Below are 17,451 nucleotides of genomic sequence, written 5' to 3' on the forward strand. Positions count from 1 at the left end.
GTGTCCTAGGCCACTAGACGAAGGGGACACGCTGCCCGGAACACATGGTGTGTGTTCCAGTGCCCAGATCCGTACCCGAAGATATCGATTCTGGTTTCACTCAGCCCTGCCCGAAGGCAACGCTGTTTAAAATTGGAGCGGGAAACGAGACTCGAACTCGCGACCCCGACCTTGGCAAGGTCGTGCTCTACCAACTGAGCTATTCCCGCGTCTTGGTGTGGCGCATTCTATAGACTCAGAATACGCCGTCAACCCTTTGATTCAAAAAAGTTTTATTTCGGGTCTACGTCGGTGCGCAGATGTGGCCAGGCGGCGCGTAGGTACTGGACCATTGACCACAGCGTCAGGCCTGCGGAGATCAGCAGCAGTGCATAGCCCAACAACACCCAGAAATTGAAGTTGGCCGGGTTGCCCAGCAGGATCACCAGCGCGAGCATTTGCGCGGCGGTTTTCCATTTGCCGAGGTTCGAGACAGCGACTTGAGCGCGGGCGCCCAGTTCGGCCATCCATTCGCGCAGTGCCGATACGACGATTTCGCGACCGATGATCACTGCCGCCGGTAAGGTCAGCCAGAGGTTGCCGTGTTCCTGTACCAGCAGCACCAGGGCCACTGCGACCATCAGCTTGTCGGCCACAGGGTCCAGGAAGGCGCCGAAAGGCGTGCTCTGCTCCAGGCGTCGGGCCAGGTAGCCGTCCAGCCAGTCGGTGGCGGCGGCGAAGGCGAAAACCGACGCGGAGGCTACATAGCTCCAGTGGTACGGCAAATAGAACAACAAAATGAAGATCGGGATGAGCAGGACGCGGAGTACGGTAATCAGATTTGGGATATTCATCGGCACAACTGGCTGCGAGGTTGACGGGCATTCTACTCGCTATGCAGGCTTGCATAAATCGACTCAGCGAGCTTTTTACTGATACCGGGAGCTTTGGCTATCTCTTCGATGCTGGCACGAGACAGCTCCTGCAATCCACCAAAATGTTTCAATAGATCGCGACGTCGCGTTGGCCCGACCCCTGCCACCCCTTCCAGCGTCGATGTGCGGCGGGTCTTGCCCCGGCGAGCGCGGTGTCCGGTGATGGCAAAACGGTGAGCTTCGTCACGGATCTGCTGGATCAGGTGCAGCGCCGGGGAATCCCCTTTCAGGGTGAACTCATGGGCCGCATCGTTCAGGTACAAGGTTTCGAAACCGGCCTTGCGGGTTGCACCCTTGGCCACGCCCAGCAGGATCAGGTCGGGGACCATCAGCTCATTCAATACGTCGCGGGCCATGGACAGTTGGCCTTTGCCGCCGTCCACCAGCAGGATGTCCGGCAGCTTGCCCTCCCCGTCCTTGAGCTTGCCGAACCGGCGCATCAGCGCCTGATGCATCGCCGCATAGTCATCGCCCGGGGTCACGCCTTCGATGTTGTAGCGCCGGTAATCGGACTTGATCGGCCCCTCCGGACCAAACACCACACAAGACGCCACGGTCGCTTCGCCACTGGAATGGCTGATGTCGTAGCACTCCAGCCGCTGCGGTGGCTCGTCCAGGTTGAGGACGTCGGCCAGGGCATCGAACCGTGCCGCCACATGCTGGCGGTTGGCCAAGCGTGCGCCAAGGGCCTGCTCGGCGTTGGTCACGGCCAGTTGCTGCCAGCGCGCCCGGGTGCCACGCACGCGATGGCTGATGGTCAGTTCACGACCACGAAGCTTGTCGATGGCCTCGACCAGGGCCGGGAAGTCATCGTGGACCACATTGACGATCAACTCGGCAGGCAGGTCGCGTTCCGGGCTGCTGATGTAGTACTGACCCAAAAACGCCGCCATGACTTCGGCGACGTCCTCCTCGATACCCACCTGGGGGAAGAAGTTCTTGCTGCCCAATACCCGGCCGCCGCGCACGCTGATCAGGTGAACGCAGGCGCCGCCCGGGTTGATGAACGCGGCAATCACGTCAACGTCGCCGCTGCCGCCTTCCATGCTCTGCTGGTCCTGCACCCGGCGCAGCAGCCCGATCTGGTCGCGCAGCTCGGCGGCCCGCTCGAATTCAAGGTTGACCGCCGCATCTTCCATCGCCGCTGACAGCTCATCGGTCAAGGCATTGCTGCGCCCCTCAAGAAACATCACCGAGTGCCGCACGTCTTCGGCGTAGACCTCTGGCTCGACAAACCCGACACACGGCGCCTTGCAGCGCTTGATCTGGTATTGCAGGCAGGGTCGGGTACGGTTCTTGTAATAGCTGTCTTCGCATTGGCGAACGAAGAAGGTCTTCTGCAGCAGACTGAGGCTTTCACGGATCGCCCCGGCGCTGGGGTACGGACCGAAATACCGGCCCTTGGCCTTCTTGGCCCCGCGGTGAATGCTCAGGCGCGGAAATGCCCCGTCCGACAGAAACACGTACGGGTAGGACTTGTCGTCCCGCAACAGAATATTGTACGGCGGCCGCCCTTCCTTGATCAGCGTCTGCTCGAGCAGCAAGGCCTCGGTTTCATTGGCGGTGATGGTGGTTTCGACTTGCGCGATGCGCCCCACCAGGGCGGCGGTCTTTGGTGCGAGACCGGTTTTACGAAAGTAGCTGGCCAGACGCTTCTTGAGGTTCTTGGCCTTGCCGACGTAAAGCAGGCGCGCATCGCTGTCGAACATGCGGTAGACGCCTGGGCGGCCGCTGCACGTGGACAGGAAAGCACTTGGATCAAACAGTTCAGTCATTATCAGGCGCTGGCATCGACCATGCCGTGGCGCACCGCCAGCAACGTCAACTCGACATCGCTGCTGATCGACAGCTTCTCGAAGATTCGGTAACGGTAGGTGTTGACGGTTTTGGGCGACAAGCACAGCTTATCGGAGATGATCTGCACCTTTTGGCAACCAACAATCATCAAGGCAATCTGGATTTCCCGCTCCGACAGCGCATCGAAGGGCGACTCATTGGTCGGCTGGAACGACTTGATTGCCAACTGCTGGGCAATTTGCGGGCTGATGTAACGCTGACCGGCAAATACCAGGCGAATGGCCTGGACCATCTCGTTCAGACCGGCGCCCTTGGTGAGATAACCCGCAGCGCCCGCCTGCAACAACCGGGTCGGGAACGGATCTTCTTCACACACGGTCACCGCGACCACCTTGATGTCCGGGTGGCTGCGCAGCAGTTTACGCGTGGCTTCAAGACCGCCGATGCCTGGCATCTTGACGTCCATCAGTACCACGTCGGGTTTCAGTTCACGCGCCTTGATAAGGGACTCTTCCCCGGATTCAGCCTGGCCAACTACCTGCAGACCGTCAATATCAGCCAGCATTCGTGTAATGCCCGTACGGACGAGATCATGGTCGTCGACCACTAACACCCTAATCAAGCAGACACCTCACGATTTGGTCTTATTTGGGTTGCCCAACACCTTAGCAAAAAGCATCCGACAGACCTAGCGCAAAGGGACATATAAAAGTTACAACGCGTCTTTCAGAAGCGCACGCTGCGCGGCCTCAAGCCCTGGCGTCGCGCTCCATCCTCAGGAAACATTCATCCTCGCCGACCACCCGCAAGCCCAGGCGCTCGTAGAGCACCCTGGCCGGATTGTTCTTGAAAACCGTCAGGCGCAGAGCCGGGCGTCGCTCCTGCACCACCATGTCCCAAACCTGACCGATCGCCCAAGTGCCAGCGCCCTGCCCCCGAAACGCCTCGGCAATCTGTAGTTCCCGGATATACAACGCCCGCGCATCACGACTAAGGCTGACAAAACCCAGCGCTTGCCCCTCGCGGCAGATGATCCAGTTCTGGCGAATGATCCAGGCCAGATCGAATGCTTCGTCCTGCCATAACAAATCGTGCTGCAAGTAATAGGGCAGCATGTTGACGCACGTCAGTTGCCGGGCAAAAGCGATGTCCTCGGCCGTTGCCGCACGCCACTGGAAATTCATGGGTACCTCGTCAAAGCGTTGTCGCCCCTTCGACTGGGCTCGAAGACCGAAAGAAAGTGCAAGCCCAAAGTTTGTCACAAAGCCCGTCGGACTCAAGCCAGGATGAACAATCACATGCCCACGATAGAATTTTCTGATTGAACCGGCCCGCCCTGCTCGAGTAAGCTCAGGTCCATTCATCGGAGACAGACCATGTTCAACGCCCTCGCATCGCTTCAAACCGCCAGCGCCCAGCGCTCGGTTGCGGCTGCCTGGGCGAACAGTGTTCAGACTCCGGTCAGCTTTTATTTTGGGTATTGGTTTAGCCACTGGCGCGCCTGATACCCAACCGGCGCCCAATTTAAACGGGTCGCCTTCCAGAGTTTTCTAACCCCCGGTCGGCCTCCCGACCGGGGGTTTTGTTTTTTCAGCCCCACACATTTTTGCGACACCCGACAAACTTGAGGATTGAGCCATGAACGACGCCACTTATTACCGTTACGACAGTTTTTCCGCCTGGCGATTTACCAGCCACCGCTCGGGCCAGCCTGCCGCCTCCGATCGGTCACCTACCGGTGGCAAGCCTCAGTTGCGGGCCAATACGGCCAATTGTCGAACACCCCAATAGGGCCGGCGCGCGGGAATGAACCCGCTGTCCGCCCAGGAAACCAGATCATGAATTCGTCCGTCTCTGCTTTGCCGCTGTCCACGCTCAACCCCGCCAATGAAGCCCTGACCCTGCGTCTGCCCAGCTCATTGCAGCTCAAGCAACAATTGCCCCTCAGCTCGGCGCTGAGCCAACAGGTCAATGCCCATCGCCAGGCAATCCGCGCGATCCTCAACGGCGAGGACTCCCGTCTATTGGTGATTGTCGGCCCCTGCTCCATCCACGACCCGAAATCGGCCCTTGAATACGCCGCCAACCTCGCTCGCCTGGCCCATGAAGTCAGCGACAGCATGCTGCTGGTGATGCGCGCCTACGTGGAAAAACCCCGCACGACCGTAGGCTGGAAAGGCCTGGCTTACGACCCTGGCCTGGATGGTAGCGATGACATGGCCGCCGGCCTGACGCTGTCGCGAGAGTTGATGCGCGAGATGCTCCAGCTTGGCCTGCCTGTAGCCACCGAACTGCTGCAACCCGTGGCCGCCAACTATTTCGATGACCTGCTCAGTTGGGTCGCCATCGGCGCGCGTACCACCGAATCGCAGATCCACCGGGAAATGGCCAGCGGCCTGGGCATGCCGGTCGGTTTCAAGAACGGCACGGACGGCGGCGTGGGCATCGCCTGCGATGCCATGCGCTCGGCAGCCCACCCTCATCGACATTTCGGCGTCGACAGCCAGGGGCATCCGGCGATCATCCAGACCCAAGGCAACCCCGACACTCATCTGGTGCTGCGCGGCGGCCATCGCGGGCCGAACTATGACCGCCAGAGTGTCACGCAGATACACAATGACCTGACCCGCCTGAAAATACCGGCCCGGATCATGGTGGATTGCAGCCACGCCAACAGCGGCAAAGACCCGTTGCGGCAGCCGCAGGTGTTCAACGACGTCCTCGAACAGCGCCTGCAAGGAAACCGCTCCCTCATCGGCATGATGCTGGAAAGCCACTTGTTCGAAGGTTGCCAGTCGTTGGGCCCGTCGCTGCGTTACGGCGTATCGGTGACCGATGGTTGCCTGGGCTGGGCATCCACCGAGCAACTGCTGCGTCAGGCCCATCGTCAGCTGGTGTCGGCCTGAATCCTGATAGCGCCCTCCCCAGCGAGGGCGCTCAGCTTTTTGTCTCGGAGCGAACCTGGACGGTGACCCACTCCGAATGTTGGCTCACATCGTCCAGGCGCTCGACCTGATAAAACAAGTGCACCGACCTGCCGCGCTGGTCCTGCCAGAACGCCGCGGGCACTACAAAGGTCAGCGCTTGACCTGCCGTCGCCGCGGTGATTTCGCGCTCGGCGACATGCGCGTAATTGCCGTTGCACTGCAGCCAGACCAGCTCGCCAGCCTCAAGCCCGGCTCCGTCGATGACGACACTCACCCCTTCCTGTAACCCGTCGACATCCAGCCCGCCCTCGTTCAATCCCGTAATCCACGGCGCTTTCAGCGCAGGACGTCGCAAAGGCCCCAGGTGCAACGACAGGGGCTCGGCGCGGCGCACCGAATGTCCGCGCCTGACGACATAGGTCAGGCTCAGGCTTTGACCCGCGTGAGGGGCAATCAGCGAATGATCGATCCAGCACGCTACCTCGCGGCCGACGGCATGAGCCTCGATATCCAGCACATCGCGCCAAACGGCCTTGGAGTCGTTGCTGGCAATCAGGATCAACCGGTCGCCGACGGCCATTCTGGAATAGGGCCTGATGGTCACGTACGTTCCTTCGGGCACCCGCGCCGGATCCAGGCTGCCACCCACGGCATCGTTGGCAACGGCGGCCGGCAGTTGCAAGGGAACATCGCCGATATCCAGTTGCAAAAGCTGGGAAACCAGCGCGGCCGGCAGGCGTTTGCTCGTCACCTGGTAGCTGATCTCCAGCGAACCGCCATCCAGCTCGGCGATATGCGGCTCGCGCACGACAAAAACGACCTCTCGCCCCACCTGTCGCTCCGTGATGAACCTTCGCACTTCATGTCGATAGGGCTCGGCATCTGAGTTAAGCCCATGCCAGAACAGCAGCACTTCATCGCCGCACGTCATCATTGGATAGGGCTTGACGGTGATGACGACCTTGCGCCAAGCGGGGTTGATCACCCCTCCCTTGGCCGCTGCCAGAGACGGTGGTGGCAATTTCGTCAGGGGTGCGAGCCGGGCTCGCGGGGCAGATGGGTAAGTGGTCATACATAGGCTCCAGTCCTTGGATAAAGGCACCGCCTTCACATCGCGGCACCCGATGAAGCCATTAAACCTCGACCGTCCCAAACCCACAGTCAGACAAGACGACCGCGGGAGTGGCCTGGTGCCCGTGAAGTTGTAGCCGCAAGCGCCAAGGGCTATCGGAAGTATCCCGATACGCTCAGGTCCGTCCGGTTTCCAGTCTGACCCTTCCCACTTCTTCTATTCCGTTTTCAGCAGATCACTGCGGTTTCTTCCTACACCGTCCAGCACAAGCCTGCATTAGAGTGAGGTCGCGAATTCAATAGGAACCTCTTCGAAAAAGGTACGAACATGCAACGGAATGCAACCACTCAATTTCCCATCCTGCTGGTCCATGGGTTGTTCGGGTTTGACAGGGTCGGCGGCTTCGAACTTTTCCACGGGATCAAACAGGCATTACGCGCCGCCGGTGCCCGGGTGTTCATCCCCTATTTGTCGGCGACACATTCCAATGAAGCCCGTGGCGAACAACTGCTGGCACAGATCGATCGGATCCTGAGCGGCACCGGCGCCACCAGGGTCAACCTGATCGGTCACAGCCAGGGCGCGCTGGCCGCCCGATACGCCGGCGCTGTTGCCCCCGACAGGGTGGCCTCGGTGACCTCGGTCAGCGGCCCCAATCATGGCTCCGAACTGATTGATTTCCTCTACAAAGCCCTGACCCCGGGGCGCTTGCCAGAGCATGTGGCGGATAGAGTCGCCACGCTTTTTGCAGACTTCATCTCGTTGCTGGGCGGCCAAACGCAACTGCCGCACGCCGCCATTGCAGCACTGGCGGCGCTGACCACCGAAGGCGTAGGCGCGTTCAATGACAAATACCCCCAAGGCCTGCCCAAACACTGGGGCGGCAATGGAGCACAAAGGGTCAACGGGGTGCGCTACTACTCATGGAGCGGCACGTTGCCGGACTCCGAGAACGGCGTATGCAATGCGATGGATCCTCTGCAGGGTTTTTGCAGGGCCTTTTCCGAGTACTTCATCACCGAAGCCGGGCAGAACGACGGCCTGGTGGGACGCTTCAGCTCGCACTTGGGCAAGGTCATTCGCTCTGACTATCCACTGGACCACATGGACGCCATCAACCAGACAGCCGGTTGCAGCCGCAAGGGTACAGACCCGGTGGAGCTTTACGTGCGCCACGCCGAACGCCTGCGCAAAGCCGGCCTTTGATCGACAGACTCAAGGTTTTGACGCATTTTTGACAACAACCGGTCAGTGATTCCGGTAGGCTCAACACCTTTAAAGCTATTGAAAGGAATTTTACCCATGGCCAAAGCCACTGCCCGCCACATCCTGGTTTCCAGCGAAGAAAAGTGCAACGAACTCAAGGCCCAGATCGAAGCCGGCGCCGATTTCGCTGAAGTCGCCAAGACCAACTCCTCGTGCCCGTCCAGCCGTCAGGGCGGCGACCTGGGTTCGTTCGGTCCAGGCCAGATGGTCAAGGAATTCGACACCGTGGTATTCAGCGCCCCGATCAATGTGGTGCAGGGTCCGGTCAAGACCCAGTTCGGCTATCACCTGCTGGAAGTGACCAGCCGCCAGGACTGATCCCGGTTTATCGACATAACGGCCCGCCCTTCGGTGGGCCGTTGTGTTTGTGTCAGGCCAAGGGGCTAGCGATCAAGGCGTAGCTCGCGTACAAATCGTGGTCATCTATCACCCGGCTTTAAGGCTGACAATGCGACTGGCGTTCCCTTCACTGCTGTTCACTGCCGTGGTCCTGCTGACAGGTGCCGCCGGTGTGGATGCCACACCGCAACATGCCCTGACGGTGTATGGCGAACCGGCCAAGTACCCCCAAGGCTTCAGCCACTTCGCCTATACCAATCCCCAGGCCCCCAAAGGCGGCACCATGCGCCGCTCGGCCATCGAGATCGGCCATTTCGACCACGTCCTGCCCTACATCGACAAAGGCATCGGCGTCAGCCAGATCGACGGAATGCTGTATTCGCCGCTGGCTCAGCGCTCGCTGGACGAGCCCTACACCGTCTATGGCCTGGTGGCGCAGAAGATGGAACGCGCCGACGATGGCCTGTCCTTGCGCTTCTACCTCAATCCCAAGGCCCGGTTTGCCGATGGTAAGCCCATCACCGCCGAGGACGTGCGCTACACCTTCGAGCTGTTGATGACCCAGGGCAGCCTGCGGTATCGCACCCAGTTCGCCGCCGTCAAAGGCGTCGAAGTGGAATCCGAGCGCACTGTTCGCTTCGACTTCAAGAACAACGAAAACCGTACCCTGCCCCTGGACATCGCCACACTGCCGGTCTTTCCCGAACACTGGTGGAAAACCCGCGATTTTGCCAGTGGAGGTGGCTACGAAGCACCGCTGGGCAGTGGCCCCTATCGGGTGGGCCGGATCGACTCGGGACGCAGCATCACCTTTGAGCGCAACCCCAACTGGTGGGGCAAGGATCTGCCGGTCAGTCGCGGGCTCTACAATTTCGACCATTTCAGCATCGAGTATTTCGGCGATACCGATGTGGCGCGGCAGGTCTTGCGTGGCGGCGCCTACGACTACAATCGCGAGTTCTCCGCCACCGGTTATTCCATCGGCTATGACAGCCCGGCCCTGCGTGACGGTCGCCTGCAAAAGGCTCACTTGGCCACCGAGGCGCCCCAGACGGCCCAGGGCTTTGTGTTCAACCTGCAAAAACCGCAGTTCCAGGATCGGCGTGTCCGCCAGGCCCTGGCCATGCTCTGGGATTTCGAGTGGAGCAACCGCCAGATGATGCGCAACCTCTATGTGCGCCAGCAGAGCTTTTTCTCCAACACCGACCTGGCCGCCCGGCAACTGCCCGATGCCGATGAACTGGCGATTCTCGAACCGTTGCGAGGGAAAGTACCCGAGGAAGCCTTCACCCAGGTATTCCACGCGCCGAAAACCGACGGCAGCGGCGTGATCCGCGACAAACAATTGCAAGCCTTGGCACTGCTGCAACAGGCCGGCTGGAAACCCGATGGCGACCGCCTGGTGAATGCCGACGGTGAACCGCTGAGTTTCACGTTCCTGATCAGTCAGAACGGCCTCGAACGGCTGTTGCTGCCCTACAAGCGCACGCTCAAACAGATCGGAATCGACATGAACATCCGGCGCATCGACGCCTCCCAATACGTCAACCGCCTGATGAGTCGCGACTACGACATGATCATCACCGGCTACCCCGTCAGCACCTCGCCGGGCATGGAGCTCTACAACTACTTCGGCTCGGCGGCGGCCAACGATCCGGGCGCGAACAATTACATGGCCCTGCAAAATCCCGCTGTCGACAGCCTGATCGACGGTCTGGTCAAAGCCACCACCCAAGGCGACATGCTCCGCCATGCCCACGCCCTGGACCGCGTGCTGCAATGGAATTACTACTGGATCCCCAACTATTACCCGCCGGGCAGCTCCACCGTCTGGTGGAACCGTTTTGGTCGACCCAAAGTGCAGGCCAGTAATGACGAAGCCATCGAGAGCTGGTGGGAGATGAGCACCACGCCGCTGACCAACGAGCAGATGGCCGCCGAACGCCTCAAACGCGGCTCCCCTGGAGGGCGGCATTAATGTGGGCCTATATCGCGCGGCGCTTGCTGCTGATCATTCCAACGCTGGTGATCATCCTGCTGGTGAACTTCGTCATCGTCCAGGCTGCTCCGGGCGGGCCGGTGGAACAGGCCATCGCCCAGCTGCAAGGCATCGGCGGCGCCAGCGTCGGCAGTTCGGGCAATGCCATGACCGGCAGTTCGCGAGCCAGTCGCGGCCTTGATCCACAGCTGATCAAGGACATCGAAAAACAATACGGCTTCGACAAACCGGCCCACGAGCGTTTGTGGTTGATGCTCAGCAACTACGCCCGGCTGGACTTCGGCAAGAGCTTCTTTCGCGGCGCCACCGTGACCGACCTGATCCTGGAAAAGCTGCCGGTGACCATTTCCCTCGGGCTCTGGGCCACACTGATCACCTATCTGGTGTCGATTCCCCTGGGCATCCGCAAGGCCGTGCGCCATGGTTCGGCCTTCGATGTGTGGAGCAGCACGGCGATCATCATCGGCTATGCCATGCCGGCATTTCTGTTCGCCATGTTCCTGATCGTGATGTTTGCCGGCGGCACGTCGTTGAACTGGTTTCCGGTGCGCGGGCTGGTGTCGGACAACTTCGAGTCGCTGTCGACACTGGGCAAGATCACCGACTATTTCTGGCACTTGGTCCTGCCGGTCACCTCGTTGGTGATCGGCGGTTTCGCCACCTTGACGATCCTGACCAAGAACTCGTTTCTCAACGAAATCACCCGCCAGTACGTCGTCACCGCGCGGGCCAAGGGCATGAGCGAACGACGCGTGCTGTATGGCCATGTGTTCCGCAATGCGATGCTGCTGGTGGTGTCGGGGATTCCCCAGGCGTTCATCAGCGTGTTTTTCGCCGGTTCCTTGCTGATCGAGGTGATCTTCTCCCTTGATGGCCTGGGACGCATGAGCTATGAGGCCGCGGTGTCTCGGGACTATCCGGTGGTGTTCGGTTCGCTGTTCATCTTCACGCTGTTCGGCTTGCTGATCAAACTCATCGGCGACCTGTGCTACACCCTGGTGGACCCGCGTATCGACTTCGCCGCGAGGAACGCCTGATGTTCAAGTTGTCTCCCTTGGGCCGTCGGCGTTTTGAGCGCTTCAAGAAAAATCGCCGTGGTTGGTGGTCGCTGTGGCTGTTCATCGGCCTGTTCATGCTGACTCTGGGCGGCGAATTGATCGCCAATGACAGGCCGCTGGTGGTGAGTTACCAGGGGTCGCTGTATTTCCCGGTATTCAAGCGCTACACCGAACAGGAATTCGGCGGGCAGCTGCCGTTCCAGGCCGATTACCGCAGCAGCTACGTGCAGGATCTGATCCACAAGGACGGCGGCTGGCTGTTGTTCCCGCCGATCCCGTTCAGCGACGACACACCCAACTACGACCTGAACCAGCCAACCCCAAGCCCGCCCTCCCCAGTGAACTGGCTGGGCACCGATGATCAGGCCCGGGACGTGCTGGCCCGGGTCATATTCGGGGCACGGGTGTCGATTCTGTTCGCCCTGGCCCTGACGGCCATCAGCGCGCTGATCGGCATCACCGCCGGTGCGTTGCAGGGTTACTACGGCGGCTGGGTGGACCTGCTGGGGCAACGCCTGCTGGAGGTCTGGTCGGGGCTGCCGGTGCTTTATCTGCTGATTATTCTGTCCGGCTTCGTCGAGCCGAATTTCTGGTGGCTGCTGGGAATCATGGCGCTGTTTTCCTGGCTGGCCCTGGTGGACGTGGTGCGCGCCGAGTTCCTGCGCGGGCGCAACCTTGAATACGTCAAGGCTGCCAGAGCCCTGGGTCTGTCCGACCGCAAGGTGATCGTGCGACATATCCTGCCCAACGCGATGAACGCCACCCTGAGTTATCTGCCGTTCATCCTCACCGGGGCGATTTCCACCCTCACCGCCCTGGACTTCCTCGGCTTCGGCATGCCGGCGGGCAGTGCGTCGCTGGGCGAACTGATCGGCCAGGGCAAACAGAACCTGCAAGCGCCGTGGCTGGGCCTGACGGCGTTCTTCACCCTGGCGCTGATTCTTTCTCTGCTGGTGTTTATTGGCGAGGCGTTGCGCGATGCGTTCGACCCCCGATCCTGAGCCACGGCCATGAAGCGGAACCCTGAGATGAGCGACAACCTGATCGAAATCCGCGACTTGAGCGTGGCCTTCAACGAGCAAACCGTGGTGCGCAACCTGTGCCTGGATATCCGCCCTGGCGAATGCCTGGCCCTGGTGGGCGAGTCAGGCTCCGGCAAGTCGGTCACGGCCCATTCGATCCTGCAACTGCTGCCGCAAACTGGCAGCCGTACCACCGGCAGCATTCGCTATCGCGGTCAGGAACTGGTGGGCGCCGAGGCCAGAGTCCTGCGCGAACTGCGAGGGGACCGGATCGCGATGATCTTCCAGGAGCCCATGACTTCGCTGAACCCGCTGCACAGCGTCGAAAAGCAGATTGGCGAAACCCTCATGCTGCACAAGGGCCTGGGCGGCAAAGCGGCGCGTCAGCGCATTCTGGAGTTGCTGGCCCTGGTGGGCATCCAGAAACCCACCGAGCGCCTCAAGGCCTACCCGCATCAACTCTCCGGCGGCCAACGACAGCGGGTGATGATTGCCATGGCCCTGGCCTGCGAACCGGAACTGTTGATTGCCGACGAACCGACCACCGCGCTCGACGTGACGGTGCAACGCAAGATTCTGCTGCTGCTCAAGTCTTTGCAGCAACGACTCGGCATGTCATTGCTGCTGATCAGCCACGACCTGAACCTGGTGCGCAGCATCGCGCAACGGGTGTGTGTGATGAAGGCCGGGGAAATTGTCGAACAGGCGCCCTGCGAAACACTCTTCAGCGCACCGAAACACCCCTACAGCTGCGAGCTGTTACGCGCCGAGCCGGAAGGTGAAGCGCTACCTCGAGACGAACGCGAGGAGGTGTTGCAAGTGCAGGATCTGCGGGTGAGCTTCGCCCTGGGTGGCGGGCTGTTCCAGCGCAAGGAATACTTGCGCGCCGTGGACGGTATCAGTCTGGACGTTCAGCGCGGCAAGACCCTGGGTATCGTCGGCGAATCCGGCTCCGGCAAGTCGACTCTCGGCCAGGCGATCCTGCGGCTGATCGAATCCGAAGGCAGCATCCGCTTCCAGGGACAAGCCCTCGATCAGCTGTCGCAGAAAGACCTGCGACCGTGGCGCAAGCAAATGCAGGTGGTGTTCCAGGACCCGTTCGGCAGCCTCAGTCCACGGATGTCGGTGCAGCAGATCATCAGCGAAGGCCTTGAGATCCACAACTCGTCCAGTTCCGAGCAATGCGAAGCACAAGTGATCAAGGCCCTCAAGGAAGTCGGCCTCGACCCGCAGAGCCGCCATCGCTACCCTCACGAGTTCTCCGGCGGTCAGCGCCAGCGCATCGCCATCGCCCGTGCGCTGGTGCTCAAGCCGGCCCTGATCCTGTTGGACGAACCGACCTCAGCCCTGGACCGCACCGTGCAGAAGCAAGTGGTCGCCCTGCTCCGCCACCTCCAGGAAAAGTACGACCTGACCTATCTGTTCATCAGCCATGACCTGGCCGTGGTTCGCGCTCTGGCCCATGACATGATCGTGATCAAGGACGGTAAAGTGGTTGAGCGCGGCGCCTGCCGTGACGTGTTCGACTCGCCTCAACACCCCTATACCAAGGAGCTGTTGGCGGCGGCATTTGTGCAGTAAACCCTGATTCGCTCAGGCGCCACGTCGTTGATCCAGCGCTTGAGCGAACTCACCCATCACCTCCACAACCTGCTGCGCGCCTCGATGAATATCCAGAATGACAGTGCCGGCCTGGTTAGCCAGTTTCACGCCCTGCTCTGCCTTGAGCGTGCTCGATTGCATGCTGCTCACCGCTTGCCTGGCCAATTCACGGTTCTTGGCGACAACCTGAGTAATGGCCACGGTTGATTGACTTGTCCGTCGCGCCAGATTGCGCACCTCATCGGCCACCACCGCAAAACCGCGTCCCTGCTCCCCGGCGCGAGCCGCTTCGATGGCTGCATTGAGGGCAAGCAGATTGGTCTGTTCGGCGATGCCGCGGATGGCGTCGACGATGCTGCCGATTTCCTCGGACTGCGCACTCAGGGCCGCTATCCCGGCAGACACCTGCAGAAGTTCATCAGCGATGCTTTGCACCACCGTAACGGTTTGCTGAACCACACACGTGCCCAGCCGGGTTTGCTCATCGGTCTGCCGGGACGTTTCGAAAGCAAGTCCGGCCGCTCTTGATTCGCTTTGGCGCTGCTCGACTTCGCGAGTGCTGTCGGTGGCGAACTTGACCACTCCGTACAAACGCCCCTGGGCATCGTAGAGAGGATTGTAGGTCGCCTGCAGCCAGACAGTCGCGCCTCGATTGTCGACGCGTTCGAAAAGGCCGCTCTTGTACTCTCCGCGATTGAGCCCGGCCCAGAAGCCACGATAGGCTTCGCTCTGGACCTCGCTTGGCTTGCAGAAAATCCGGTGGTGCTGGCCCCGAATCTCTTGCAGGCGGTACCCCATGACGCTCATGAAGTTGCCATTGGCATTGACGACCTGGCCGCTCAGATCAAATTCGATAACCGCCATGGAGCGGTCGATCGCTTGCATAAAGCTGGTTTCGGCCTGGGCGCGCAACACCCGCTCGTTGATATCGCGAACGAACATGATGATGCGCTGCACCCTTGCATGCTGATCGAGCACGGGGACACAGCTCGCTTGCACCCACAGCCAGCTTCCATCACGCCGCAAATGCAGAAACTGGCTGTCGACAGAAGAGCCCTGACCCAGCTGCTGCCAAAACGCTGAGCACTCGGCGCTGCGTGAATAGGCCGGCTCACAAAACATCGAATAATGCTGGCCGAGGGTTTCGCTGAGTGAATACCCCATCATGTGCAAAAAAGCCGGGCTGACCTCGAGTACCTCACCCGTCGGGGTGAACTCGATGATCGCCATGGCCTGATGCAAAGCCGTCCGTTCGGCTTCAAGGATGGCCTGTCTGGCCTGGGTTTCGTGCAAGGCGTCCTGATGCTTGCGAGTACGAATGAACATGGATGGCGCTCCCGGTGGCGTTGAATGCGTGGCCGTCACAACACGAAGGCAGAGATGCCCATCGCTAGATAGCCGCCATTAAGCCACTACTGCGGGAATACTTGTACAACTTTTTAATTATGTATAACAATCAACAACCATTCCGATCTCTATGACACCACCCAAGCCAATCAGCACCAGCCCATTTTCCAATGCTTGCTGTCGCGTAGCTCACGCCAGTCGAGCAGCGCCACACGACCGCTATACACAGCCTCAAGCCCAACCTGAACGGGCGTTCCCTGCTCATCACAGAGCAGCTGGGTGACGAGAAAATGCTTTTCCCGATCGGTTGGTTCGCAGGCCGTCCATTTGGAGAGCTTGAGCTTGTGTGGATTGATTTTATTCATAAATGCGCTCATAAAAATGTACAGACTGAAAACAACTGTACAACTTTATCGATCTGCCCACTACTGAGCAGATCCGCCGACGCTCAGGGTTTGACCTCAACGCTCGCCATGGCAAAGAATGCCGGCGGAGTATTGCCGGGGCAGCCCCTCCCGGCATAATGCCGCTCTTTGGCAACCCCTTTGATCGGAGGATGCCGGCAAATCCCACCTTCTGGAAATGCCCGATGAACCCCACCGAAAGCCTCAAGGATTACAAGCGCGTGCGCACGCTGGCGATCCGTTCGTTGTTCGAGATCATCGAGCAGTCCAGCGAAGGCACGGTGATTGTCGACCGTGACGCGAACATCGTCTGGATGAACGAACGTTATGCCCGGCGCTTCGGCCTGAACTCGGCCCAAGAAGCCATCGGCCGAGCGTGCGAGAGCGTGATCCCCGGCAGCCTGCTGCGCGAGGTGGTGCGCACGGGCCGGCCTATTCTGCTGGACATGCAGGACACGCCCAAGGAGCCGCTGGTGGTGATGCGCCTGCCGATCCACGACAGCGCGGGCGCGGTGATCGGCGCCATCGGTTTTGCCTTGTTCGATGAACTTCGCAGCCTGTCGCCGATGCTCAAGCGCTACCTGAGCATGCAGGAAGAACTGGCCTCCACCCGCTCGCTGTTGCGGGCACGGCAGACCCGCTACAACTTCGCCCATTTCATCGGCACCAGTCGCGCCAGCCTGGAGGTCAAGCGTCGTGCCCGGCGCAGCGCCAGCGCCGATTCACCGGTGCTGCTGCTCGGTGAAACCGGGACCGGCAAGGAACTGTTGGCCCAAGCGATCCACGGTGCTTCGCCGAGGGCGCACAAGGCGTTCGTCAGCATCAACAGCGCGGCAATCCCGGAGGCCCTGCTGGAAGCCGAGTTCTTCGGCACCGCCCCGGGGGCCTTCACCGGCGCCGACCGCAAAGGCCGCGCTGGCAAACTGCAGATCGCTCAGGGCGGCACATTGTTCCTGGACGAAATTGGCGACATGCCGCTGCCGCTGCAAAGCAAACTGCTGCGGGTCTTGCAGGAAAAAGAATACGAACCGGTGGGCTCCAACGAGGTGCTGCAAAGCGACGTGCGGATCATCGCTGCCACGTCCATGGATCTGGAAGCGGCGATCAAACGCGGAGAGTTTCGCGCCGACCTGTATTACCGCCTCAACGTGTTACCGATCCAGGTCCCGCCGCTGCGCGAACGCCTGGATGATTTGCCGGCCCTGAGCGAGGCGATCCTCGAAGAACTGCGCAGCCAGCACGAACTGAACCGCGACGCACTCGAGCTGCTGGCGCAGCACGCCTGGCCGGGCAACATCCGGGAGCTGCGCAATGTGCTGGAACGAACTGCGCTGCTCAGCGACGACCTGCTACTCACTGCCGCCGATATTCGAGCGGCCATTGGGACTTTCACGCCGGTCGCCCGTACGTTGAATCCAGATCAGGAACCGCTGCCGCAAGAAACCTTCAGCCAGGCGCGGGCACGATTCGACCGCCATTTGATTGAAACCACCCTGGCGCAGTGCGGCGGCAAGGTGACCGAAGCGGCCGAGCGATTGGGGCTGGGAAGATCGACCTTGTACAAGAAGATGGTGGCGCTGGGGATTGCAGAGTCTCAATAAAGAGACTTACATCTCTATTTTGAGATAAAACAAGATCGCAGCCTTCGGCAGCTCCTACGCGGCATTTGCAAGCCTCTGTAGGAGCTGCCGAAGGCTGCGATCT

General features: G+C 60.5%; 16 protein-coding genes and 1 tRNA gene. 9 read left to right on the forward strand and 8 right to left on the reverse strand.

Annotated elements, in window-relative coordinates:
- Positions 1 to 133: 133 nt before the first annotated feature.
- The 5 genes from HU811_RS15170 to HU811_RS15190 all read right to left on the reverse strand — a co-directional run bounded on the left by HU811_RS15170 (position 134) and on the right by HU811_RS15190 (position 3,895).
- Positions 134 to 209, reverse strand: a tRNA-Gly gene (locus HU811_RS15170).
- 63 nt (positions 210 to 272) lie between these two features.
- A complete protein-coding gene (gene pgsA / locus HU811_RS15175; protein WP_047227859.1) occupies positions 273 to 833 on the reverse strand; it encodes a CDP-diacylglycerol--glycerol-3-phosphate 3-phosphatidyltransferase in 561 nt (186 codons plus the stop codon).
- A gap of 32 nt (positions 834 to 865) precedes the next feature.
- A complete protein-coding gene (gene uvrC / locus HU811_RS15180) occupies positions 866 to 2,689 on the reverse strand; it encodes an excinuclease ABC subunit UvrC (RefSeq protein ID WP_186656738.1) in 1,824 nt (607 codons plus the stop codon).
- Between the two features lie 2 nt (positions 2,690 to 2,691).
- Positions 2,692 to 3,333: a response regulator transcription factor GacA gene (gene gacA, locus HU811_RS15185; RefSeq protein ID WP_024781217.1), complete on the reverse strand. Its 642-nt coding sequence runs from the start codon at positions 3,331 to 3,333 to the stop codon at positions 2,692 to 2,694.
- A gap of 127 nt (positions 3,334 to 3,460) precedes the next feature.
- Positions 3,461 to 3,895, reverse strand: a complete 435-nt coding sequence (locus HU811_RS15190) for a GNAT family N-acetyltransferase (RefSeq protein ID WP_092459230.1) — start codon at positions 3,893 to 3,895, stop codon at positions 3,461 to 3,463.
- A 454-nt stretch (positions 3,896 to 4,349) separates the two neighbouring features.
- Here HU811_RS15190 and HU811_RS15195 point away from each other — a divergent pair, with 454 nt between their 5' ends.
- Positions 4,350 to 4,502: a hypothetical protein gene (locus HU811_RS15195; RefSeq protein ID WP_177193312.1), complete on the forward strand. Its 153-nt coding sequence runs from the start codon at positions 4,350 to 4,352 to the stop codon at positions 4,500 to 4,502.
- 47 nt (positions 4,503 to 4,549) lie between these two features.
- The gene (locus HU811_RS15200; protein ID WP_186656739.1) at positions 4,550 to 5,617 is read left to right on the forward strand and encodes a 3-deoxy-7-phosphoheptulonate synthase; all 1,068 of its coding nucleotides are present in this window, start codon (positions 4,550 to 4,552) and stop codon (positions 5,615 to 5,617) included.
- A 31-nt stretch (positions 5,618 to 5,648) separates the two neighbouring features.
- Here HU811_RS15200 and HU811_RS15205 read toward each other — a convergent pair whose 3' ends face one another.
- Positions 5,649 to 6,710 (reverse strand): hypothetical protein, encoded by a 1,062-nt coding sequence (locus HU811_RS15205; RefSeq protein ID WP_225248438.1) that lies wholly within the window; start codon positions 6,708 to 6,710, stop codon positions 5,649 to 5,651.
- A 327-nt stretch (positions 6,711 to 7,037) separates the two neighbouring features.
- Between HU811_RS15205 and HU811_RS15210 the strand changes: the two genes are divergently transcribed.
- The 6 genes from HU811_RS15210 to HU811_RS15235 all read left to right on the forward strand — a co-directional run bounded on the left by HU811_RS15210 (position 7,038) and on the right by HU811_RS15235 (position 13,975).
- Positions 7,038 to 7,916: an esterase/lipase family protein gene (locus tag HU811_RS15210; protein ID WP_186656741.1), complete on the forward strand. Its 879-nt coding sequence runs from the start codon at positions 7,038 to 7,040 to the stop codon at positions 7,914 to 7,916.
- A gap of 96 nt (positions 7,917 to 8,012) precedes the next feature.
- Positions 8,013 to 8,294 carry a peptidylprolyl isomerase gene (locus HU811_RS15215; protein WP_092396109.1) on the forward strand — a complete coding sequence of 94 codons (282 nt, stop codon included), beginning with the start codon at positions 8,013 to 8,015 and terminating at the stop codon, positions 8,292 to 8,294.
- Between the two features lie 130 nt (positions 8,295 to 8,424).
- Positions 8,425 to 10,293 carry an extracellular solute-binding protein gene (locus HU811_RS15220; RefSeq protein ID WP_186656742.1) on the forward strand — a complete coding sequence of 623 codons (1,869 nt, stop codon included), beginning with the start codon at positions 8,425 to 8,427 and terminating at the stop codon, positions 10,291 to 10,293.
- Positions 10,293 to 11,351 (forward strand): microcin C ABC transporter permease YejB, encoded by a 1,059-nt coding sequence (locus HU811_RS15225; protein ID WP_092396105.1) that lies wholly within the window; start codon positions 10,293 to 10,295, stop codon positions 11,349 to 11,351. Before HU811_RS15220 ends, HU811_RS15225 begins: the two co-directional genes overlap by 1 nt.
- Complete coding sequence (locus tag HU811_RS15230) at positions 11,351 to 12,373, forward strand: ABC transporter permease (protein WP_092396103.1); 1,023 nt, start codon at positions 11,351 to 11,353, stop codon at positions 12,371 to 12,373. The genes HU811_RS15225 and HU811_RS15230 overlap by 1 nt, the downstream gene beginning before the upstream one ends.
- 27 nt (positions 12,374 to 12,400) lie before the next feature.
- The gene (locus HU811_RS15235; RefSeq protein WP_186656749.1) at positions 12,401 to 13,975 is read left to right on the forward strand and encodes an ABC transporter ATP-binding protein; all 1,575 of its coding nucleotides are present in this window, start codon (positions 12,401 to 12,403) and stop codon (positions 13,973 to 13,975) included.
- 12 nt (positions 13,976 to 13,987) lie between these two features.
- Here HU811_RS15235 and HU811_RS15240 read toward each other — a convergent pair whose 3' ends face one another.
- Complete coding sequence (locus HU811_RS15240) at positions 13,988 to 15,322, reverse strand: methyl-accepting chemotaxis protein (protein WP_186656743.1); 1,335 nt, start codon at positions 15,320 to 15,322, stop codon at positions 13,988 to 13,990.
- A 170-nt stretch (positions 15,323 to 15,492) separates the two neighbouring features.
- The gene (locus tag HU811_RS15245; protein ID WP_186656744.1) at positions 15,493 to 15,708 is read right to left on the reverse strand and encodes a TIGR02450 family Trp-rich protein; all 216 of its coding nucleotides are present in this window, start codon (positions 15,706 to 15,708) and stop codon (positions 15,493 to 15,495) included.
- A 224-nt stretch (positions 15,709 to 15,932) separates the two neighbouring features.
- Here HU811_RS15245 and HU811_RS15250 point away from each other — a divergent pair, with 224 nt between their 5' ends.
- Positions 15,933 to 17,348, forward strand: coding sequence for a sigma-54 interaction domain-containing protein (locus HU811_RS15250; RefSeq protein ID WP_186656745.1), 1,416 nt, complete (start codon positions 15,933 to 15,935; stop codon positions 17,346 to 17,348).
- Positions 17,349 to 17,451 lie beyond the last annotated feature (103 nt).

It is taken from the genome of Pseudomonas tehranensis, from assembly GCF_014268615.1.
Classification (GTDB): domain Bacteria; phylum Pseudomonadota; class Gammaproteobacteria; order Pseudomonadales; family Pseudomonadaceae; genus Aquipseudomonas; species Aquipseudomonas tehranensis.